The following is a 20,973-nucleotide window of genomic DNA, read 5'->3' as shown; positions in this document are numbered from 1 at the left end:
GCCGATACAACGAACATGAAGGACGCACAGCATGACGTGTCGCTCTGGCAGTCCCGCAAAACCGCCCGAGGAACCCGAAGTTTCCGAGGCGTTTCTCGCCCTTCTCGATTCCGACCATGTCTCGGCGCGCACACGGACCATCATGCGCCAGCGGATGGCGACACCAGACGTGGTAGCGGTCGGGCATGTCCTGTCGCCTGTCCTTCTGGAGCAGTTGCGGTGCGTCGTGTCGCGCGTTCTTCCGCAGGAACGGGTTTTCGGAACGGCGGCCATCGATCTCGCGGCCCGCATCGCGCTGCGGCTCGGCAGCGGTGGGGATGGCTGGCGGTTTGCGATTCTGCCGCCCGATAAGCGAGCCTACGAACTGGCGCTCGAAACGCTCGATGGCGCCGCACGACGGCAGCATGGCAACGCGCTTGAGACGCTGCCGAACGATGCCCTCGATGCCCTGCTGGCGCAGATCGTGCCGGGCCTGCCATCCGACGGGCCGCTGAACGCCGATCAGATGCGGGCATGGTTCAGCGACCTGCGTGCCGATGCCGTCCAGATCTTCATGTCCTATCCGGCCACTCAGGCCGCTTTCGGAATCTCCGCCATCGCGACCGGCGGCGATGACATCATTCAGGGTTTCTCGCGCATCGGAACGGATCAGCGCGACGCATGGGAGCCGCAAGCGTGAAGGGCGCACGATACGAAGACGACGACATCGTCGATGCGGTGGTCGTCGGGACCGGCGCGGGGGGCGCTCCGGTTCTGGCCCAGCTTGCGCGCGCCGGCTTGAAGGTGGTCGCGCTGGAAGCCGGACCCCGCTTCGATTCACGCCAGTTCACACCCGACGAAATCATCGCCAGCGAATTCTACTGGCAGGAAGAGCGCCTGTCCGGCGGTCATACGCCCCAGGCTTTCGGCGGCAATAACAGCGGAACCGGCGTGGGCGGCTCGATGCTCCATTACGGCGCCTTTCTGCCGCGTATCGATGCTCGCGACTTCCAGCTTTTTTCGGAGACGGGCCGGGGGATCGACTGGCCGATCAGCCGCGAGACGCTGCTCCCTTACATGATGCAGGTGGAGAGAGAGATCGGCACATCCGGCCCTGATTCTTATATCTGGGAGCCCGAACGCCGTTTTTCCTCCCCACCGCCGCCGCGCAACGCGGCCTGCGAAGCCATGCTGAGAGGATGCGAGGCCCTGGGCATCCGGGCCTCGGACGGTCCTGCCGGGTTGCTGACGCGTGCGACGGCCGAACGCGAAGCCTGCGTCAGTTGTGGCGCCTGTCATCAGGGCTGTCGCAATGGCGCGAAATCCGGCGTGGACAACACGTTCCTGCGCCGTGCCGAGGCTGACGGAGCGGACATCCGTCCCGGCTGCTTCGTCCATGGCATCGAAACCGATGCGCACGGACATGTCTGCGCCGTCGTCTATCGGCACGATGGCGTCGATTACCGCCAGAAATGCCGCCTTCTGGTCCTCGCGGCCGGGGCGGTCGAAACGGCCCGCCTCCTGCTCCATACCGGATTGGCCAACAGCTCGGAACAGGTCGGGCGCAACTACATGGCGCATCCCTCGCCTCAGGTCTGGGGCACGCTTCCCGGCGAGACGCGCCCGAACAAGGGCTATCCCTCGCTCGCCATCACCGAGGATATGATCCGTCCCGCCGATGCCCGTTTCGCGGGCGGCTATCTGATCCAGTCTCTGGGCATGATGCCGGTCACATGGGGCACGCTCGTCGCGCGCGGTCGCGGCCTGTGGGGACAGGCCCTCACGGAGTATCTGGGACACTATAATCATGTCGTGGGCCTCGGCGCCCATGGCGAATGCCTGCCCCACTCCGACAACCGCGTCGTACTGTCCGACGAACCCGGCATGGCGGGCGTGCCGAAACCTTTGATCACCTTCAGCCACGGGCCGAACGAGGACGCGCTCTGCGCTCATGCGATCGCCACCATGACGGCCATCCTGGAAGCGGCCGGGGCCACCGACATCTGGTCCGTGTCACGCGACGCGCACATGATCGGCACATGCCGCATGGGCGACGACCCGGATCATGCGGTCGTCGATCCGTTCGGTCGAAGCTTCGATGTCGGAAACCTGTGGATCTGCGATCACTCGATCTTTCCCAGCGCAACTTCCGCCAATCCGGCCCTGGCCATCATGGCGCTCGGTCTGCGCATGGCGGAGCATATGCTGGCCATGGCGACGGCGTGATCTTCCCCGATAAGGAGCCGTTCTCGCGAAACGTTAATCCGCGCGCATCCTGTAAAACATGGACAGCACGACGGGGAGATATTAAGACGCGTTCTTAACTTTAAATACAGGAACGTCGCGCCGATGTATCTGAATACCCTTCCCAGAGGCGAGACAGCGATTATCGACCGCGTTGAACCCCAGGGGGTTTCCGACCCGATCATGAAGCGGCTGGTCGAGCTTGGCTTCGTGTCCGGCGAGCCGGTGCAGGTGATCGCCATCGGACCGATGGGGGGAAATCCCATCGCCGTCCGGATCGGCAGCACCCGCTTCGCGCTGCGGCGCGAAGAAGCCGCGCGCGTTCATCTGCGGGGGGCCAGCTAGGTTTGGGGCCAACTCGTTTTATGGATGCAAGTGTCACGACGCTCTACGCCGCGCTGGTGGGAAATCCCAATTGCGGCAAGACAGCGCTCTTCAACCAGTTGACCGGCAGCCGCCAGAAGGTGGCGAACTACGCGGGCGTCACGGTGGAGCGTAAGGAAGGAAGGCTCGTGACTCCGGGGGGGCATCCCGTTCGCCTGCTCGACCTTCCGGGCGCCTACAGTCTGCAGGCCACGAGCCCGGACGAAGACGTGACGCGCGCCGTCTGTCTCGGTGAACACTCCAGCGAACCGCGTCCGCAACTGCTGATCTGCGTCGCGGACGCCACGAATCTGCGTCTGCATCTGCGCTTCGTTCTCGAAATCCGGCAGCTCGGCGTTCCGATGATCCTCGTCCTGAACATGATGGACGAGGCGGAACGGCGCGGCATGACGATCGACATCAAAGGACTGGCGCACGAGCTGGGCGTTCCGGTCATCCCGGCCATCAGCGTTCGAACCGGCGGGGCGGCGCGAGTTCTCGAGGCACTGGACGCTCCCCTTCCCGCCCCGCCGCCGCCGCTGCCGGAAGGCGCGGACGCGCATGTCGAGGTGCGCCGTATCCTGGCGGCTTTCGTATCGAGCGAGGATCTGCGGGAGGCGACCCTGGCCGACCGCCTCGATCACTGGTTCCTGCACCCCGTCATCGGCCCGCTGATCCTGCTCATCGTGCTGTTCGTGATGTTCCAGACCGTATTCTCATGGGCGCAGCCCATCATGGACAGTCTCGAGTCCGGTGTCGCGCATCTGGGCGTTCTGGTCGGCTCGCTTCTGCCGGACAGCATGCTGCGAAGCCTGCTCGTTGACGGCGTAATCGCCGGGGCTGGCACCGTCATCGTCTATCTCCCGCAGATCCTGATTCTTTTCCTGTGGATTCTGGCGCTCGAGGAATCCGGCTACCTGCCCCGCGCCGCCTTCCTGCTCGATCGCATCATGGCCGCCGCCGGGCTGAGCGGCCGGTCGTTCATTCCGCTGCTGTCGAGCTTCGCCTGCGCCATTCCCGGCATCATGGCAGCCCGCACGATCCAGAACCCGCGCGACCGTCTGGTGACCATCCTCGTCGCGCCGCTGATGACCTGCTCCGCGCGCCTGCCAGTCTACACCCTGCTCATTGGCGCGTTCATCCCCCAGCGCACCGTGTTGGGCGTCCTGGGGCTTCAGGGGCTCGTCCTTTTCGGTCTCTATGCCGTGGCCATTCTGAGCGGGCTGATCGTTGCCCGCGTCATGACCCGGGGCACCGCCTCTGCGGAACACCCGCTGCTGCTTGAACTGCCTGCCTATCGCGTACCGTCCCTTCGCAACCTCGCCATGGGTCTATGGCAGCGCGCGACCATCTTCCTGTCGCGCGTCGGAACGATCATCGTGACACTCAACGTGCTGCTCTGGGCGCTGTCGAGTTTCCCCGCCCCCCCCGCCGGGACAACCGGGGCCGCCATCGACTGGAGTCTGGCAGGGCGGATCGGACACTGGATGCAGCCTGTCTTCGCGCCGATCGGATTCAACTGGCAGATCTGCGTCTCCCTGATCCCCGGCCTCGCCGCGCGCGAGGTCGCGGTCAGCGCCCTGGCCACGGTTTACGCGCTCGGCGCGACAGGCGACGACGCCGCGGGGCAGTTGACGCCGCTCCTCTCGGCGCAGTGGAGTCTTGCAACGGCGCTCTCGCTTCTGGCGTGGTACGTCTATGCGCCGCAGTGCCTGTCCACCCTGGCGGTCATCCGGCGGGAGACCAACTCCTGGAAATTCGTCGCTGGCACCGCCACATATCTGTTTGCCCTGGCTTACGGGGCAGCTTTCGTGACTTACCACGTCGCGCGTCTTCTCGGAGGAGGATGATTATGGCCGAAACATTGCTCGTCATTGCGATCGTGGCCGTCTGCGCCCTCTACTGGGGACGCAAACTCCTCCCCACATCGCGTCTGCGCCCCGCGATCGGTCCGAAAGCGCAAGGCGGCGGCAAGGGAGGCTGCGGCACATGCGGTGGATGCAAGGGCGGCGGATGCCACTGACGTCCGAGCAGGAGGCCACTGACCCGCGACGTCTTTTCGATCAGGGCGTCGCCGAAGGCGCTGCCGCATTGCGCAGCACTTCTTCCGCGACGCGCCGCTGCTCGCCCATGACCTCGACAGCCTCCGCCGAGAGTTTCGGCTTGCGTCCCACCACCCGATCCTCGATTCCCGCGTTCAGCTCCGCGCCCAGCAGGACGACATAGGCGCTGACGAACATCCACATCATCATGGCCGCCACCGTGCCCAGAGGTCCGTAGGTCGCGTTGTAGCCACCGTAATGCGCCACGTAGAACGAGAAGATTTTTGAACTGAGCACCCAGAGCAGCGTGGAGAGAATGGAGCCGGGCATCACCCAGCGCCAGGCCACGGCGGGTCGGCATGGACCGAAGCGGTACAGCATGGTCAGGGCCATGAAGACGAAGAACAGCACCAGCACGGTTGAGCCCCATTTGATCAGGGCGCTCGTGCCGTAATCCATGAAGAAGTCCAGCGGATATGGCAGATGACTGAACCCGAAATACATGGGCAGGATGTGAACGAGCGCGGGCAGCGCCACCATCACCGCCAGGGTCAGCCCGGCTCCGAGCGCGCCGCTGAACGTCGTCGCGAGCGCCATGAACTGGAAGGCGAAAAAGCCGCGTTTTTCCGTGACGTCATAAGCGATATTCAGCGCCATCAGGACGGATTTCGTCGCGGCCGAAGCTGACCAGAGGGCGACGGCGAAAGAAAAGATCAGCCCGATCGTCAGCGATGAATGCGGCTGCGTCACCAGGCTGTGGATCTGGGTGCCGATAAGGGTATACGCGCCGTAGGGCAGCAACCGCCGCATGACTTCAAGCTGCGGTTCGACGGACTGGACATCGAACACCAGGCCGTAAAGCGAAATGAGCGTGCTGAGCGCGGGGAAAAGCGAAAGCGTCGAGAAAAACGCACATCCCCCGGCGGCCAGCGAGCACTGGCTCGAGCCCAGTTCGAAAATCGTCTGCCGAACGATCAGTTTCCAGCCTGACCATGGCATCCTGAGGGGCGAGAGAGCTCCGGTACCCGGTTCATCCCACCCTTCGCTCCGCGTGTCGTGGGCATCGACGCGCCCGCCGGACAGTTGCACGGTCTCGTCCCGTCCGTCGGGAAGGGATTCGCCGGCGTGGCTTGTCTGGCGCGAAGCATCGATCAAACGGGAACTCCTCATGGATATTCGAGAACGGTGGCGGATGAGCGCCCTCCTCTTTACATGCGAGCCGCTCATACGTTCCATGAAAGGAACTCTCTTTTCCGCAATAACGGAAAAGAAATATGAAATCTTCCCCAGATGCCAAAAATGCTGTTGCAACGAGGGAATTTTAGCCTCATATCGCCGCCCACGCAGCAACGCACGTGCCACTGGCCCTCTGTAGGTTACGCAACGACGTCAAGCGTTCTGGCAATCGGGTTGCCCCAGTGCGTTCCGGGACATGTCTGTCTTTGAGCGCAGCGATGCATCCACGTTTTGATCGCCGGTCCGTTCGACCGTTTCGCAACATGCCGCTCCCGCTGGGACCGGCTATCGGGAGGAGCACACATGACTCCGAAAATCGCCCGTTATCTCGCCGAGCAGCAGCCGGCGACCCCGTGCCTCGTCGTCGACGTGGATCACGTTGCGGCCCGCTATGCGGCGCTCAGCGACGCGCTCCCGCTCGCGCACATCTATTACGCCGTCAAGGCGAATCCCGCGCCGCAGATCCTTGAGCGCCTCGTCTCGCTCGGTTCCTCGTTCGACGCGGCCTCGATCGGCGAGATCCGCCAGTGCGTCGCCGCGGGCGCCACGCCGGACCGCATTTCGTTCGGCAACACCGTCAAGAAAGTGTCGTCCATTCGCGAAGCCTTCGCGCTCGGCATCGACCTGTTCGTCTTCGACAGCGTCGAAGAGCTTTACAAGCTCGCCGACCACGCGCCGGGCGCACGCGTCTTCTGCCGCCTCGCCGTCGAGAACGCGGGCGCGGACTGGCCGCTGTCGCGCAAGTTCGGCACGACGCTCAAGCACGCCCACGAACTGATGCTCATGGCGCGCGACCTCGGCCTCGATCCGTACGGCCTCTCCTTCCACGTCGGCAGCCAGCAGACGCAGACGGATGCCTATGAGGCGGCCATCGCCCGCGTCGCCATGCTCCACACCGATCTCAAGAATGACGGGATCGACGTGCGCATGGTCAATCTCGGTGGCGGCTTCCCCGTCCGTTACAACAGCGACGTGCCGGATATCGACGATTTCGGCCTTGCTATCGGTCAGGCCATGACCCGCCACTTCGGCAACGACCTGCCGCAGATGCTGGTCGAGCCGGGCCGCTACCTCGTCGCGGAAGCGGGTGTCGTTTCGACGGAAGTCGTGCTCGTCAGCCGTCGCGGCGGCAAGGAAACCGATCCGCGCTGGGTCTATCTCGACATCGGTCGCTTCAGCGGTCTGGCCGAGACGGAAGGCGAGGCCATCCGCTACACGTTCCGCACCGACCACGATGGCGAGCCCACGGGCGAAACCATCGTCGCCGGGCCGAGCTGCGACGGTGTGGACATCATGTACGAAAAGCGTCGCGTCGAACTCCCGCTTGCGCTGAAATCCGGCGAACGCATCGAGTTGCTGACGACCGGCGCTTACGTCTCGACCTATTGCTCGACGGGATTCAACGGCTTTGCGCCGCTCTCCGAGCATTACATCTGAGATGAAGGCGGCGCGCGGTCTCTCGCGCCGCCGACTTTTTCTATCGGCGCCCGCCTTCCTGAGCGTTGGCCCGGCTTTCGCCGCGACGACGAAACACGGGACGTCCGGCCCGCTCAATCTCATCACCGATGTGGACGGGCTTCAGATCGGGCAGGCCCAGGACGAACGCGTCCGTACGGGCGTGACCGTCCTCCTGCCTGACAGACGCGTCACATGCGCCGTCGACGTGCGCGGCGGCGGTCCCGGCACCCGGGAAACCGACGCGCTTACACCCTGGAATCTCGTCCGCAGCGTCGACGCCATCGTGCTGTCGGGAGGCTCCGTTTACGGGCTGGCCGCGTCGGACGGCGTTGCCGCCGTTCTCGGCGCGCAGGGACGCGGTTTTGCGCTCGGCACGGCGGCTGGGGTGCCCGTCTCTCCCATCGTTCCCTCGGCCATTCTCTATGATCTCGCCAATGGCGGCGACAAACGCTGGGGCACGATGCCGCCCTATCGCGCGCTCGGCGTCGCGGCGCTGCACGATGTCCGCGCGCGCTTTGCGCTCGGAACGGCCGGCGCGGGTTATGGCGCCACGGCCGGCACGCTCAAGGGAGGCATCGGCAGCGCGTCCTTCGTCTCCCATGACGGGATCACTGTCGGCGCGATCGTCGCATGCAACAGTCTTGGGAGCGTCACAGTGCCCGGCACCAACCGGTTCTGGGCGGCGCCGTTCGAGATCGATCGCGAATTTGGTGGCCTCGGCGCGGCCCGCGTCACGGTCGATACGGAAGACTGGGGCGATGCCAAGATCAATCCCTCGCCGCGCGCCAACACGACGCTAGCCTGTGTGGCGACGGACGCCGCTCTCGACCCCGACGAGTGTCGCCGCGTAGCGATGATGGCCCAGGATGGGCTCGCCCGCGCGATTCGTCCGGTCCATTCCCCTTTTGACGGCGATACCGTTTTCGCACTCTCGACGGGCCGCCGCCCCCTGCCCGCGGGACCGCGCGCGCTGCTCGTCGCGCGCATCGGAGCGATCGCGGCGGACGTGCTGGCGCGCTCGATCGCGCGCGGGGTGTACGAGGCGCGGATGCCTGCGGGAATGGCAGGTCAAAGCTGGTCCATGCTGAAGGACTGAGATCATCCCGATCGCTCACCGGATCGGGATGTCGGACTTGGACGCGCCCTGAAGTAGGGTGCGCTCTTTCGCGCGGGACTCCCACGCCAAATCCCGCCTGCCATACATGGAGGCTCCCGCTCCCCGCATGACGAACATCCTGATCATCCTGCCTTTCGGGCTTTATTTCATCCCGCTGCTGTTTCTGGAGCGCTCGGCAATAACGTGGTGGGGCCTGCCATTGGCCGTATGGTGGATGCTCGGATGCATCCCCCTGACGAGCCTCTGCCTGCTATTCGCATGGCGCCGATCCGGATGCACGGCGGATGCGGAACGCCCGTCCCCATGATCGCGACCGTCGTCATGGTCGCGGCGCTTGCGCTCGTTCTCGCTTTCTCCGCCGGGACACGCACGCACAGCAGTCGCGATTTTTTCGCAGCCGGAGGGCGTCTGGCAACGCCGCTCTATTTTCTTCTCGCCGTTGGCGAAACGTACAGCATCGGCTCGCTTCTCGGCTTTCCCGGCGGGATCGTCGCCAAGGGTTCGACGCTCGCCTTCTGGTTCGTCGGTTATATCCTCCTGGCCTTCCCGATCGGTTTCGTTCTCTATCCCCGCCTCTGGCAGGCGGGTGCCCGCAGTGGAGCCGCGACGATCCCGGACCTGTTTCTGGATCATTTCGGGAGCGCAAAACTTGAACGCGGCGTCGCCATCCTGCTTGTATGGATCCTGATTCCGCTCGGAGCCTCGCAGTTCATCGGGCTGCGGCACGCGGCGGCCTTTCTTTTTCCCTCAACGCCAGCAGGGGCGGACATCGCCTGCGTGGCGGCGGCCGTATTCGTTCTGGCCGCATCCGGATTTGCGGGCTTGCGGGCTCCGGCCCGCGTCAGCGCCCTGAAAGACATTCTCGTTCTCGGCGCCATCGCGTCGCTGGCCATAACCGCGCTCAAAGCGTGGCCCGTTCATGCGACAATGTCGATGGCGCAGACGCTCGCACCGCATCCGACGATCCGTGGCGACGCGTTTCTGCTGAGCACCGTCATCGTCCAGGCGGTCGGCTTCTGCCTCTCGCCCCCGACGGTCGCGGGCGTGTTCGCCGCGCGAAGCCCCGAGGCGCTTATGCGCGCCCAATGGCTGATGCCGCTCTACATGGTGCTGTTTCCCCTGCTGATGATGATCGCGGGCTTCGCCATCGCCCATCCGCCACTGGCCGCGCGACCGGATGCGGCTTTTCTGGCGACAGCCGGACACCTGTTGCCATCATGGGGGTTCGGACTGGTGATCGCGGGGGTGGGCCTCTCGGCGCTCGTGGTGCTGTCCGGCATCGCCCTGGCCATCGCGGCCCTGGTGGCACGCAATCTCGCGCCACATCTGGATGACGCGCGGCAGAAGCGCTGGGGCCGCGTGGTCATGGCCGCCTATCTCGCCGCCGCGTCCCTCGCCGCCCGTCCGCTTGACGCGCTGCTCACCCAACTCAACACACTGTTTTATCTGGGGATGGCGCCGCTTCTGCCGGGCCTCATCGCGATCGCCACCGGCCATCGGACGAGCGCCCGCCGCGCTGGCATCAGCATCGTGGCCGGGCTGGCATTGGGACTGGCGCTTCGTATGACGGACGCGCCTATCGGCGGGATCAATCCAGCCCTGCCAGCGCTGCTGTTATCCGCGGCGGTTCTCGTGAAACGCCGCGGTCAGGCACATCAATAGCTGAGGGCGATGCTGCCCATGAACGTGCGCCCCACGGCAGGCGTGGCGCGATCGGAGAACAGATTGCTGTAGTTCAGACGGTTCGCGAGGTTGTAGCCGTTCAGCGCGAGGCGCCAGTGCTGCGTGATGTTGTGGGAAATCACGGCGCTGAAATCGACATTGGCGGGAACGCGGGCCGTGTTGGCCTGATCCAGCCAGACGCCCTCGCGCCATGTCAGACCGCCGCCGAACATGAGGTTCCACGGCTTTTTGGGGGCGATCGTGTAGGTGGACCAGATGGTGGCCGAGTTCTTCGGCACGTATTGAAGCTGCTTGCCCCGGTTGGCGACGGTGGCCGAATAGGTCGTCTCGGAATTGTAGTACGCGTAGGTCGCGATCACTGTCCAGTTCTTGAGGATTTCGCCGGACGCGCTGAGTTCGACGCCCTGATTGCGCTGCTGGTCGCTGGACGAGGTCACCGTGCTGGTGCCCGGATCGGTGATCATGGCGTTACCCTTCTCAAGCCGGAAGGCTGCCGCCGTCACGCCGACGCGCTGGTTGAAGAACTGCTGCTTCACGCCGAATTCGTAAAGGCGGCTGCGCTCGGGCTTGAAGCCCGCCGTCGAGGATCTCAGGGGTTCGGTGCTGTTGGTGACATACAGCCCCATGGGCGTCGTCGCCTCGGCCCAGTTGAAATAAACCATCGTGTCACGCATGGGCGTATACATCAGGCTGACGGTCGGATTGAACGTATCCTGCTGGGCGGACAGACGCGTCGGCGCCGCCACCGCGCCTTCGGTGGCGCTGTAATGGCTGTTCCAGTGATCCCAGCGGAAACCGGCCTTGACGGAAAATTCGGGAATGAGCCACATCTGCTCGGAAAAGAATGCCCCCACATCGGTCGCGTCTCCCGTTTTGTGGAGTGGATTTCCCACACCGGCCACACGAACAAGATTGTTGGGATACTGACCATATCCGCCAAGAAGCAGGCCCGGCTGGACGGCGGACGGGTTGATCATGCTGGTCATGTCCGCCTTCGTCCCGTTCTGCCCGTTGAAATTATAGGCATAGTTCGTCCGGCGGTCATAAACGTGCTCGACGTCCACGCCTGCGATCATCTCGTGTCGAATGCCGCCCGTCCTGAAACGGCCGACACCTGAAAACACGTTCTGCACGGACCAGTCATCCTGCTGATAAGGCTCGGGGCCGCCGAGATGACCGCGACGGTTGATCATGGCCGCCGAAGGATTGTTGAAGAAATTCGCCGTGCAGGTGGCATCGCATCCCGGCTGCGATGCCGAGAAATACCGGCTGTACATGCCGCCCCGCAGGTCGTCATATAAGGTGATGTATTGATTGATCTCGGATTTGAGACGTCCGGTCAGCATATCGACGTCGGAATCGTCCTGATCGTAGGTCGTGCCATACCAGTTGTTCCGGTTCAGGCCGTATTCGGTCGCCGGACGCCCTATTTTCGTTCCGGGCCTGGTGATGACCGGCACGCCATAATCCGGGATGCGATTATCGGTCTGGTGAAAATATTCGAGCGTGAAGGTGGTCTTTTTGCCAAGCCCGAAACTGATGGACGGCGCGATGCCCCAGTGATGCGAGAAGATGTTGTTGCGACCGACGACGTTGTTCTCGTTGCCCATCCCCGCGATACGGATGGCGATGCCGTCGCCGATCTGCTTGTTGAAATCGAGCGTGCCCCGATAATACTGACCCGAGCCACCGGAGAAATTGGCGTTGTAGCTGTCTCCGAGATGGGCGACCTTCGTCGTGATGTTGATCGCACCGCCCGTCGTGCCGTTTCCGAAGATCTCCGATGACGGCCCCTTGATCACCGAAACACGGTCATAGTCGAAACTGTCGCGCGCATAGACGCCGAAATCGCGCAATCCGTCCTCGTAAATATCATTCTGGGCCTGGAAACCGCGGATCAGGAACTGGTCTCCGGCCATGCCGCCTTCCCCCTCGCCGACGGATGCCGTGATTCCCGGGACGTTGCGCAGGGCTTCGTCCAGAGACTTCACGTTCTGCTGTTCGAGCAACAGTTTCGGCACGACGTTGACCGTCTGCGGCGTGTGCATGACATCCTGCGGCATGCGACCGATACCGATCGGCTCGTTGAGAATATTCATTGTATGGCCGACGACCTTGACGTGTTCGCCGCCTTCGTCATCGAACGTGCTGTCGCTGGTGCCTTGGGCGTGGGAACCCGCCTGCGTCTTTTTCGTCGAGGGCGGCGCATTCGCACCCGTCTGGTCGATCGGCTGCACCGACGACTGGGCATGGGCCGCCGTGCATACCAGGGTCATCCCCGCAGCCAGCGACATCGGACTCACACACGTCATCAGACGGGATTTCACGTTCGGCACTCCTGAAACAATTTCGGCGCTCTTTCTCCTTCAAATGCGAGGAAGTCGCAATGCAGATGACCTTTTATATGCGACTTATTATCACATGCATGGATGATTTGATGTCATCTCGTGTCTTTCGCGCCACAGAGGAAGCGGCCCGGTATGACCTGCGTCATTATCTGGCAGCTTCGCTCGGCACGCGCTTTCTGCTAGCACCCGGACCTGTCCGCGTTAGCCGCATCGCCCCGTGTCGAGGAAACCCCATGTCCGCGCTCTCTCTCGCCGATCCTTCCGCCGCTCCCGCCAACTCCCCGAAAATCGTGGACGTCGCTATCATCGGAGCGGGTCCGACGGGGCTTTTCGCGGCGTTCGAATGCGGGATGCTCAAGCTTTCATCGGTCCTGATCGATGCGCTTGACGCTGTCGGAGGACAGTGCGCCGCGCTGTATCCGGAGAAGCCGATCTATGACATCCCGGCGCACCCCGCGATTCCAGCCGGGGCGCTCATAGACTCCCTCGAAGCGCAGATCGCGCCGTTCAACGTCCCTCGTGTGCTCAGTCAGCGCGTCGAAAAGCTTTCTGGACGGCGTGGAGACTTCACCCTGACGACCAGCACCGGGACCGTCATCCACGCCAAGGCCGTAATCGTGGCCGCCGGAGCGGGTGCCTTCGGCCCGAACCGTCCCCCGCTGGACGGTCTGGAAGCTTTTGAACAAAGCGGCGCGATACAATATTACGTGCGTCGTCGAAGTGATTTCGCGGGACGTCGCATCGTCGTCGCAGGTGGCGGCGATTCGGCGCTGGACTGGGCTCTGTCTCTCGCCGAAATTGCGGAGAAGGTCTTCCTCCTGCATCGTCGGGATCGTTTTCGAGGCGCTCCGGAGACGCTCTCGCGCATCGAAGCCTTCGTCACCGAAGGTCGCATCGAGAAGGTCGTGCCCTACCAGTTGCATGGCCTTCAGGGCGAAGCCGGCGTCCTGCGCGGCGTGGAAGTCGCAACACTCGACGGGCAGGTCCGCGTTCTCGAGGCCGACACGCTGCTTCCGTTTTATGGTCTGTCGACCGATCTCGGCCCGATCGCGGCCTGGAATCTCGACACGACGCGCAGCCAGATCCCCGTTACGCCTTCATCGCTGGAGACGTCTCTTCCGGGCGTATTCGCCATCGGCGATGTCGCCTCGTATCCCGGCAAGCTGAAGCTCATTCTTCAGGGTTTCGCAGAGGGCGCGATGGCGGCGCACGCCATCTATCCAATTGTTCATCCGGACACCGCGCTCCATTTCGAATATTCGACGAGCAAGGGCACGCCGGGGCAACCTTGAATACAGCCGCAGAACGGGTTGAGACGCCACGCGCTTCAGCCTATTGTCCCCGACAATGATACGAACGCCACACCGCCCATGAATCTCACCCACTCCGGTGCCGGAGGATGGCTGACCATCGATCTGGGCGCGATCGATGGGAACTACCGACGGCTCCGCGGAAAGGTCGGCGACCGAACCCGCGTAGGCGCGGCCGTCAAGGCCGATGCCTATGGTCTCGGGGTCGCACGCGTCGCCCCTGTTCTCTACGAAGCGGGATGCCGTCATTTCTTCGTGGCCACCGTCGATGAAGCGATCGCGCTCAGGCCGCTGGTCGCAGCCGATGCGCAGGTCTTTCAGCTGAATGGTCCTTTTCAGGGATGCGAGGCGGACTTGAAGGCGGCTGGCATCACGCCGGTTCTCAACAGTCCGGAACAGATCGCTCATTGGGCCGCATTGTCTCGCAGAACCGGCTCGCGCTCACCATGCGTCATTCAGATCGATTCCGGAATGTATCGCTTCGGACTGGATGATCGGGCCCTCACGGACGCCGGGGATGACCTCGAAGCACTCGATATTCAGCTGGTCATGAGCCACCTGGCCTGCGCTGATGAGCCTCAGCACGGTCAGAACCGCAGCCAGCGGGAAACATTCCTTGCCCGCCGAAAAGCCGTTCCGGCGCCCCTTTCAAGCCTCGCCGCCTCCAGCGGAATTTTTCTGGGTCCCGATTACCATTTCGACCTCGTACGACCGGGTTACGCCCTTTATGGCGGGAACCCGACGCCCGGCGCCCCCTCTCCCATGCTGCCGGTCGTCACCTTACAGCTGCGCATGATTCAGGAACGAAGTATCGAAACCGGTGCGGCGGTCGGATACAGCGCCCGGTTCGTGGCCAGCCGCCCATCGCGAATCGCGACCCTCGCGGCCGGCTACGCGGACGGCGTGCCCCGCGCCGCCGGTGGCAGGACTTTTGCCATATTACCCGAAAAGCCGGACATCCTGCTTCCGGTCATCGGTCGCGTATCGATGGACTGCCTCGCGCTGGATATCACCGCGCTGGGCGATCTGCCGCTTGCACCTGGAACCGCCTTCGAGTTCATCGGCCCTCTTCGTCCGCTCGATGCGGTAGCCAGAGATCTGGATATGATCGGCTACGAACTGCTGACCGGACTGAGTCACCGCTATCACCGCGATTACATCGAGAAAGTGAAATGAAAGTCATTGTTCTGGGCGCCGGAGTCATCGGCGTCACCACGGCTTGGTACCTGGCCGAGCAGGGCCACGAGGTCGAAGTCATCGACCGCCAGCCCGGCGTGGCACTCGAAACTTCCTACGCGAACGCAGGACAGGTTTCCCCGGGCTATTCGACCCCCTGGGCGATGCCGGGATTGCCGCTGAAGGCCATGAAGTGGCTGATGAGCAAACACAGCCCGCTCGTCGTGCGCCCGGCTTATGTCAGCGTGCCGATGATCCGCTTCATGACGCGGCTGCTGGAAAACTGCTCGTCGCATGCCTATGACGTCAACAAGGGCCGCATGCTGCGCATCGCGGAGTATAGCCGCGATTGCCTGACAGCCCTGCGTGCGCAGACGGGCATCGAGTATGACGGCAGTCAGAAAGGCTTGATCCAGCTTTTCCGGACGGAAAAGCAGGTTGCCGCCGCGCATGAGGACATGCGTCTCCTGGCTGAAAGTGATGTTCCCTACGAACTGCTCGACGTCGATGGTATTCTGAAATACGAGCCGGGCCTGACAGCGGCACGAGGACGGCTGGCGGGCGGCCTTCGCCTTCCAGGCGATGAGGCGGGCGACTGCTTCCTCTTCACCTGTCGTCTCGCCGAGATGGCGGCGGCAAAAGGCGTGAAATTCCGCTTCCGCACACAGATCGAGGCCGTTGAGGCAGCCGCCGAAAACATCTATGGCGTGCGCACGAGCGAAGGTCGCCTGACGGCTGACGCCTACGTGCTGGCTCTGGGGAGCTATTCCCCGCGCATGCTCAAGCCGATCGAGCTGGAACTGCCGATCTATCCCGTGAAGGGCTATTCATTGACGGCTCCGCTGACCGACGAAAAGCGCGCGCCGGTTTCGACGGTCAATGATGAAACCTACAAGGTGGCCATCACGCGCCTCGGAGACCGCATCCGCATTGGCGGTACGGCGGAGCTGACCGGCTGGCGTCTGCGCCTCAGCCCGGACCGCAGAGAAACGCTGGAACTGTCATTTTCCGAGATGTTCGGCGGAGCCGACCTCACGAAGGCACGCTACTGGACCGGTCTGCGGCCCTGCACGCCTGATGGCACGCCCATCGTCGGACCATCAGGGCGGTATGGCAATCTGTGGCTCAATACCGGTCATGGCACGCTGGGCTGGACGATGGCCTGCGGCTCGGGAAAACTTCTTGCCGATCGCATCAGTGGCCGTCGCACCGACATTCCCGCGCTTGATCTTTCGCTCGACCGCTACAACGACTGATTCTCGGGGGGAGGGCTGACGGAACAGTTCAGCCTTCACTTTAATCCATTCCGTCAGGGAACCAGACAAAAAAAACGGGGCCTTAGAGGCCCCGTTTTCTGTTCGGATCTCGCAAAATGCGAGAAGCCCGCAATTTTACTTGCTGTCGCCCGACGGGTCGGTCTTTTCCGCGTCGTCAGCCTTTTTCTCATGCTTCTTGTGCGACTTATGCTTCTTATGGTGCTTTTTCTTGTGACCTGTCTCATCCGACGACATGCTCGACGTCGCATGTTCCGGAGCAGCACCAGGAGCCGGAGCCGTCGGGGAAGCTTCCGTCTGGGCCGGGGTTGTGGCCTGAGCCGGAGCGGCGGCGGGATTCGCCGTCGTCGGAACGCCGGGCTCCGTCTGTGCGAACGCGGGAGCCGCAGCGAAAAGGGTCAGTGTCGCAGCAGCGGCGAGCAGACGGCGATTGGGGAACAGCATCGGGAACACTCCGAAAACTTCTGGAATTATGAGGTCGACGAACGAAAATACATCGTCATGATCACACATTCACTGACAATATAATGTCGGCATTTCGTCTTTTTCAGAAATACCACGAAACGACCTTAACGTCGCGCATTAAAGTTTCGCGAAGCAGAAATCATTTAAGGTCTCCACGCAGCTTTGCCGCAGTGTGGCCTCAATATAGCCACCATAAAAAAAGCCCCACCGTGGAGGCGGGGCTTTTCGAACGAACCGAAGAAGAACTCAGTGAGCCTTCTTCTTATCCATCTTCTTGCGCTCGTTCGGATCGAGATAACGCTTGCGAATACGAACGGCTGAGGGCGTGACCTCGACCAGTTCATCGTCCTCGATATAGGCGATCGCCTGCTCAAGGCTCATCTTGCGCGGCGGGATCAGCAGGAGCGCTTCGTCCTTGCCGGCGGCGCGGATGTTGGTCAGCTTCTTCTCGCGGATCGCGTTCACTTCGAGATCGTTCTCGCGCGAGTGCTCGCCGATGATCATGCCGGTGTAGATCTTCTCGCCCGCATCAACGAACAGCGTGCCGCGATCCTGAAGCGAGAACAGCGAATACTGGGTCGTGTTGCCGTCTTCGGCCGAGATAAGCGAGCCGTTGCGGCGACCTTCGATCTTACCCGCGTTCGGACCGTAGCCCGAGAAGATGCGGTTCATGATGCCGGTGCCGCGCGTGTCGGTCAGGAACTCGCCATGATAGCCGATCAGACCACGCGATGGGATTGCGAACGTCAGACGCACCTTGCCGCCGCCAGACGGGCGCATGTCCTGCATGACACCCTTGCGCATGGACATCTTCTCGACCACGACGCCCGAATAGGGCTCGTCCACGTCCACCAGAACCTCTTCGTACGGCTCTTCGCTTTCTCCGGTCTCGGGATTGTCGCGGAACAGGACGCGCGGGCGACCGATCGTCAGTTCGAAACCTTCACGACGCATCTGCTCGATCAGAACGCCGAGCTGAAGCTCACCACGCCCTGCGACCTCGAAAGCTTCGCTCTCGTAGCTTTCGGTGACCTTGATGGCCACGTTGCCTTCGGTCTCCTTGAAGAGACGGTCACGGATCTGACGCGACGTGACCTTCTTGCCTTCACGGCCACCGAGCGGGCCATCATTGATACGGAAGGTCATCGAGAGGGTCGGCGGATCAACCGGCGTCGAGGGCAGCGGATCGGCAACTTCCGGAGACGCGATGGTGTCCGGAATGGTAGCGTCGGAGAGACCGGCGACGGCGACGATATCGCCGGCTTCAGCCTCTTCGACAGGCACGCGATCCAGACCACGGAACGACAGCAGCTTGGTCAGACGCCCCGTTTCCACGACGCTGCCATCGGGACGCAGGACGCGCACCGGCATATTGACGCGCGCGCGTCCCTGCTCGATGCGACCTGTGAGGATACGGCCCAGGAAGTTGTCGCTCTCGAGGATTGTGGCGACCATGCCGAACGGCAGTTCGGGATCGAGGCCCGGCGCCGGAACATGACGCAGGACGAGGTCGAACAGCGGCGCCAGATCCTTCTTCGGGCCGTCCAGCGTCTCATCGGCCCAGCCCTGACGGCCCGAAGCATAGAGCATCGGAAAGTCGAGCTGCTCCTCGTCCGCACCAAGGGCGGCGAAAAGATCGAAGATTTCCTCGTGCACTTCGTCCGGACGGGCGTCCTGACGGTCGATCTTGTTGACGACGACGATCGGGCGGATGCCACGTGCGAGCGCCTTGCCAAGCACGAATTTCGTCTGCGGCAGTGCGCCCTCGGCGGAGTCGACGAGGATGACCGCGCCGTCCACCATGCTCAGGATACGCTCGACCTCACCGCCGAAATCGGCGTGGCCCGGCGTGTCGATGATGTTGATGCGCGTGTCTTTCCAGACGACCGAGGTGCACTTGGCCAGAATGGTGATACCGCGCTCGCGCTCGAGATCGTTGCTGTCCATCGCGCGATCCGCGACATGCTGGTTCTCGCGGAACGAACCGGACTGCTTGAGCAGCGCGTCAACGAGGGTGGTCTTGCCATGATCGACGTGCGCGATAATGGCGATGTTACGGATATCCATGCAAACGGTCCTGATCGGGCTGAGCCGGGTCGTGCCCCGGAGATCGCACGCAGGCGACACGGGGCCGGGTTATGTCGGGTTGGGCGTCTTCTGCCCGGTTTCCCGGGCTGTTGCAATCAAAGGATGGCCAGAAGTCCCGCTGATCAGGCCCTGAGGTCGAAATCCTTGCCCGGCCGCGCGCCGATCTGGCCGATCACGCGCCCGGCGGCCCGATTGCCCAGGGCGGCGCATTCGGTCAATCCGAGCCCCCTAGTCATGGCCGCCAGAAATCCCGCCGCGAACGCATCGCCGGCGCCGGTCGTGTCGACCACCTGAACCGGTCCGGTCGGTACGTCATGACGCACGCCATCGATCATTACGACAGCCCCCTTCTCGCTGCGGGTCACCGCCGCGATGCCGACATCGCGCGCCGCCGCCGCCAGGGCCTCGTCGATCTCCGCCGTCTCGTACAGAGCGCAGATCTCCGCTTCGTTTGCAAAGAGAAGGTCGATGTGACCGGCGACCAGTTGTCGGAACGATGCGCGGTGACGGTCGACGCAGAACGCATCGGACAGCGTCAGGGCCACCTTGCGGCCTGCGGCGTGCGCCAGCTCGGCGGCATGGACGAACGCCGCCTTGGCCTGAGGCTTGTCGAACAGATAGCCCTCCAGATAGGTGACGGCCGCCGCGCGAACGGTTTCGGCGTCGACATCTTCCGGTCCGAACTCCGTGCAGATCCCGAGATAGGTGTGCATCGTGCGCTGACCGTCAGGGGTTACGAGAATGATGCATCGCGCGGTGGGGACAGGCGCCCCCGCGACGGGCCGGGACGGATAGACCAGCCCCTCGGCGCGCAGGTCCGCCGCGTACTGACGGCCGGCCTCGTCATCGGCGACCTTGCCCATGTAGCCGACATTCGCGCCCATCAGGCGGGCCACGACGGCCGTGTTGGCGGCCGAGCCGCCGCCCATGATTCTGGCGGGCGTGATCCCGCCCTCGATCCGCTGCATCTGGCCGACGTCGATCAGAACCATGCTGCCGGGGGACGTGCCGATCGCCGCCAGTGCATCGTGAGAAGCTTCGGCGAGAACGTCCACGATAGCGTTGCCAATGCAGACGAGGTCGAGAGAAGTCATCGGGTCATCCCAAAAAAACCGCGGGGCGCGGTACATAAAAATTGGCGGAACCGGGTGCTCCGCCACGAAATCAACATGATCATAGGCAACCCAAAGGCAAGCGCCAACGTCCGAGGGTGCATGGCCTTGATATGCCTCCCGGGAAACCTTGCGCGAGCCGCCGAGAGCGGCTTGCCGCTCTCGCGTCGTAGCGTGTAAGCCGGGTGTCAGGGACTAACCTGATCGTTTCGCTTTCGCAGCCGCAGGACTGTTCGAATCAGGCACCCGATCCGCCACCATCGAACGCGCAGCGGGGTTATCTTGTTCAAACGACGCAAACCAGAACCGATCCCGGCCAAGCCGGTTTCCAGCGCTCAGGAGCCGAGCGGGGGGACGCCAGCCAGCCTGCCCAAGGGTTCCGCGTCCATTTTCCCCGAACGTCCGGCAACCGACTCACCTCTTGCCAACAAACCTCTGGCCACCAAACCTCTGGCCGACACACCTCCCGCACCATCCAACTCCATACCGAAGGACTCCCCCATGGGCCGCTCTCCCTTTCCGCCGCCGCCGTCGAACAATCCCCTTCGCCCGGCCGCCGCGGCCCCGACCGCCGCGACACCCAACGCCACGACACGTCGCGAAACCAGCGAACGCCGCACGCTTGTCGTGGGTCGGGGCATCAGCGTCCAGGGTACCGTTCAGGACGCCGAGCGTCTGGTGGTCGAGGGTACGGTTGAAGCGAGCATGATCCACGCCACCGAGCTTTCGGTCAGCGCGGGCGGTGTCTTTCGCGGTGGCATTGAAGTCGAAGACGCGGAGCTGGCCGGCACGATCGACGGCACATTGACCGTGCGGGGCAATCTAACGATCCGCGCGAGCGGCCGTCTGATCGGCAAGGCGAAATGCCGCCGCCTCCAGGTCGAAGATGGCGGCCAGATCACGGGCCATCTCGAAATGATCACTGATGGCGCGCCCATTCCCGCCTCGACCGCGACAAGCGAGTCCGAAGCGACCCCGAGCCCGGCCGAAGCCGCAACGGCCTGAGGACGCAGTAGCCTGAGGGCGCCGCAGCCTGGGGGTGTGCGGCCGGAGACAGTGTTTCTGTCATCGGAGCCGC

Annotated in this window: 18 protein-coding genes; 13 read left to right on the top strand and 5 right to left on the bottom strand. The window is 63.4% G+C overall.

The genetic code is table 11. The features are described 5' to 3' along the window. Positions 1 to 31 precede the first annotated feature (31 nt). The 5 genes from PWM43_RS03510 to PWM43_RS03490 all read left to right on the top strand — a co-directional run bounded on the left by PWM43_RS03510 (position 32) and on the right by PWM43_RS03490 (position 4,609). Entirely contained in the window at positions 32 to 679 is a 648-nt protein-coding gene (locus tag PWM43_RS03510) for a gluconate 2-dehydrogenase subunit 3 family protein (RefSeq protein WP_289841204.1), read from the top strand. Further along, positions 676 to 2,205: a GMC family oxidoreductase gene (locus tag PWM43_RS03505; protein WP_289841203.1), complete on the top strand. Its 1,530-nt coding sequence runs from the start codon at positions 676 to 678 to the stop codon at positions 2,203 to 2,205. The genes PWM43_RS03510 and PWM43_RS03505 overlap by 4 nt, the downstream gene beginning before the upstream one ends. A gap of 123 nt (positions 2,206 to 2,328) precedes the next feature. After that, positions 2,329 to 2,568, top strand: coding sequence for a FeoA family protein (locus PWM43_RS03500; RefSeq protein ID WP_289841202.1), 240 nt, complete (start codon positions 2,329 to 2,331; stop codon positions 2,566 to 2,568). 20 nt (positions 2,569 to 2,588) lie between these two features. After that, positions 2,589 to 4,436, top strand: coding sequence for a ferrous iron transporter B (feoB, locus tag PWM43_RS03495; RefSeq protein ID WP_289841201.1), 1,848 nt, complete (start codon positions 2,589 to 2,591; stop codon positions 4,434 to 4,436). Positions 4,437 to 4,438: 2 nt separating this feature from the next. After that, on the top strand, positions 4,439 to 4,609 hold the full coding sequence (locus tag PWM43_RS03490; protein ID WP_289841200.1) for a hypothetical protein: 171 nt from the start codon (positions 4,439 to 4,441) through the stop codon (positions 4,607 to 4,609). Positions 4,610 to 4,649: 40 nt separating this feature from the next. Here PWM43_RS03490 and PWM43_RS03485 read toward each other — a convergent pair whose 3' ends face one another. Continuing rightward, on the bottom strand, positions 4,650 to 5,783 hold the full coding sequence (locus PWM43_RS03485) for a YihY/virulence factor BrkB family protein (protein ID WP_289841199.1): 1,134 nt from the start codon (positions 5,781 to 5,783) through the stop codon (positions 4,650 to 4,652). Positions 5,784 to 6,167: 384 nt separating this feature from the next. On the opposite strand from PWM43_RS03485, the gene PWM43_RS03480 reads away from it, so the two are divergent. The 4 genes from PWM43_RS03480 to PWM43_RS03465 all read left to right on the top strand — a co-directional run bounded on the left by PWM43_RS03480 (position 6,168) and on the right by PWM43_RS03465 (position 10,101). Then, entirely contained in the window at positions 6,168 to 7,301 is a 1,134-nt protein-coding gene (locus PWM43_RS03480; protein ID WP_289841198.1) for a type III PLP-dependent enzyme, read from the top strand. A 1-nt stretch (position 7,302) separates the two neighbouring features. Further along, positions 7,303 to 8,418, top strand: a complete 1,116-nt coding sequence (locus PWM43_RS03475; protein ID WP_289841197.1) for a P1 family peptidase — start codon at positions 7,303 to 7,305, stop codon at positions 8,416 to 8,418. Between the two features lie 127 nt (positions 8,419 to 8,545). Beyond that, on the top strand, positions 8,546 to 8,746 hold the full coding sequence (locus PWM43_RS03470) for a DUF3311 domain-containing protein (RefSeq protein ID WP_289841196.1): 201 nt from the start codon (positions 8,546 to 8,548) through the stop codon (positions 8,744 to 8,746). Continuing rightward, a complete protein-coding gene (locus tag PWM43_RS03465; protein ID WP_289841195.1) occupies positions 8,743 to 10,101 on the top strand; it encodes a sodium:solute symporter family protein in 1,359 nt (452 codons plus the stop codon). The genes PWM43_RS03470 and PWM43_RS03465 overlap by 4 nt, the downstream gene beginning before the upstream one ends. Here the strand turns inward: PWM43_RS03465 and PWM43_RS03460 are convergent. Further along, positions 10,095 to 12,434: a TonB-dependent receptor gene (locus PWM43_RS03460; RefSeq protein ID WP_394356039.1), complete on the bottom strand. Its 2,340-nt coding sequence runs from the start codon at positions 12,432 to 12,434 to the stop codon at positions 10,095 to 10,097. The genes PWM43_RS03465 and PWM43_RS03460 overlap by 7 nt on opposite strands. A gap of 269 nt (positions 12,435 to 12,703) precedes the next feature. On the opposite strand from PWM43_RS03460, the gene PWM43_RS03455 reads away from it, so the two are divergent. The 3 genes from PWM43_RS03455 (at position 12,704) to PWM43_RS03445 (ending at position 16,212) form a co-directional block, all read left to right on the top strand. Then, positions 12,704 to 13,762, top strand: coding sequence for an NAD(P)/FAD-dependent oxidoreductase (locus PWM43_RS03455; protein WP_289841194.1), 1,059 nt, complete (start codon positions 12,704 to 12,706; stop codon positions 13,760 to 13,762). Between the two features lie 78 nt (positions 13,763 to 13,840). After that, entirely contained in the window at positions 13,841 to 14,956 is a 1,116-nt protein-coding gene (gene alr / locus PWM43_RS03450) for an alanine racemase (protein ID WP_289841193.1), read from the top strand. Then, positions 14,953 to 16,212, top strand: coding sequence for a D-amino acid dehydrogenase (locus PWM43_RS03445; protein WP_289841192.1), 1,260 nt, complete (start codon positions 14,953 to 14,955; stop codon positions 16,210 to 16,212). Before alr ends, PWM43_RS03445 begins: the two co-directional genes overlap by 4 nt. Before the next feature lie 135 nt (positions 16,213 to 16,347). Here the strand turns inward: PWM43_RS03445 and PWM43_RS03440 are convergent, their stop codons facing one another. The 3 genes from PWM43_RS03440 to PWM43_RS03430 form a co-directional block, all read right to left on the bottom strand. Next, entirely contained in the window at positions 16,348 to 16,674 is a 327-nt protein-coding gene (locus PWM43_RS03440; protein ID WP_289841191.1) for a hypothetical protein, read from the bottom strand. A gap of 267 nt (positions 16,675 to 16,941) precedes the next feature. Further along, the gene (gene typA / locus PWM43_RS03435; RefSeq protein WP_289841190.1) at positions 16,942 to 18,762 is read right to left on the bottom strand and encodes a translational GTPase TypA; all 1,821 of its coding nucleotides are present in this window, start codon (positions 18,760 to 18,762) and stop codon (positions 16,942 to 16,944) included. A gap of 143 nt (positions 18,763 to 18,905) precedes the next feature. Next, positions 18,906 to 19,877 carry an adenosine kinase gene (locus tag PWM43_RS03430; protein WP_289841189.1) on the bottom strand — a complete coding sequence of 324 codons (972 nt, stop codon included), beginning with the start codon at positions 19,875 to 19,877 and terminating at the stop codon, positions 18,906 to 18,908. A gap of 300 nt (positions 19,878 to 20,177) precedes the next feature. Here PWM43_RS03430 and PWM43_RS03425 point away from each other — a divergent pair, with 300 nt between their 5' ends. Then, a complete protein-coding gene (locus PWM43_RS03425; protein WP_289841188.1) occupies positions 20,178 to 20,900 on the top strand; it encodes a bactofilin family protein in 723 nt (240 codons plus the stop codon). Positions 20,901 to 20,973 lie beyond the last annotated feature (73 nt).

Source organism: Brytella acorum (genome assembly GCF_029309905.1).
Taxonomy (GTDB): Bacteria; Pseudomonadota; Alphaproteobacteria; order Acetobacterales; family Acetobacteraceae; genus Brytella; species Brytella acorum.
Note: the sequence above shows the minus strand (reverse complement) of the source record. Positions and strands in the feature narration are given on the sequence as shown.

Bases quoted from the DNA above. Each gene is read 5' to 3' on its own strand.
- PWM43_RS03460 (WP_394356039.1), bottom strand. From the start codon at position 12,434: ATGACGTGTGTGAGTCCGATGTCGCTGGCTGCGGGGATGACCCTGGTA.
- feoB (WP_289841201.1), top strand. From the start codon at position 2,589: ATGGATGCAAGTGTCACGACGCTCTACGCCGCGCTGGTGGGAAATCCC.
- PWM43_RS03430 (WP_289841189.1), bottom strand. From the start codon at position 19,877: ATGACTTCTCTCGACCTCGTCTGCATTGGCAACGCTATCGTGGACGTT.
- PWM43_RS03500 (WP_289841202.1), top strand. From the start codon at position 2,329: ATGTATCTGAATACCCTTCCCAGAGGCGAGACAGCGATTATCGACCGC.
- typA (WP_289841190.1), bottom strand. From the start codon at position 18,762: ATGGATATCCGTAACATCGCCATTATCGCGCACGTCGATCATGGCAAG.
- PWM43_RS03470 (WP_289841196.1), top strand. From the start codon at position 8,546: ATGACGAACATCCTGATCATCCTGCCTTTCGGGCTTTATTTCATCCCG.
- PWM43_RS03490 (WP_289841200.1), top strand. From the start codon at position 4,439: ATGGCCGAAACATTGCTCGTCATTGCGATCGTGGCCGTCTGCGCCCTC.
- PWM43_RS03480 (WP_289841198.1), top strand. From the start codon at position 6,168: ATGACTCCGAAAATCGCCCGTTATCTCGCCGAGCAGCAGCCGGCGACC.
- PWM43_RS03440 (WP_289841191.1), bottom strand. From the start codon at position 16,674: ATGCTGTTCCCCAATCGCCGTCTGCTCGCCGCTGCTGCGACACTGACC.
- PWM43_RS03465 (WP_289841195.1), top strand. From the start codon at position 8,743: ATGATCGCGACCGTCGTCATGGTCGCGGCGCTTGCGCTCGTTCTCGCT.
- PWM43_RS03445 (WP_289841192.1), top strand. From the start codon at position 14,953: ATGAAAGTCATTGTTCTGGGCGCCGGAGTCATCGGCGTCACCACGGCT.
- PWM43_RS03455 (WP_289841194.1), top strand. From the start codon at position 12,704: ATGTCCGCGCTCTCTCTCGCCGATCCTTCCGCCGCTCCCGCCAACTCC.
- PWM43_RS03510 (WP_289841204.1), top strand. From the start codon at position 32: ATGACGTGTCGCTCTGGCAGTCCCGCAAAACCGCCCGAGGAACCCGAA.
- alr (WP_289841193.1), top strand. From the start codon at position 13,841: ATGAATCTCACCCACTCCGGTGCCGGAGGATGGCTGACCATCGATCTG.
- PWM43_RS03475 (WP_289841197.1), top strand. From the start codon at position 7,303: ATGAAGGCGGCGCGCGGTCTCTCGCGCCGCCGACTTTTTCTATCGGCG.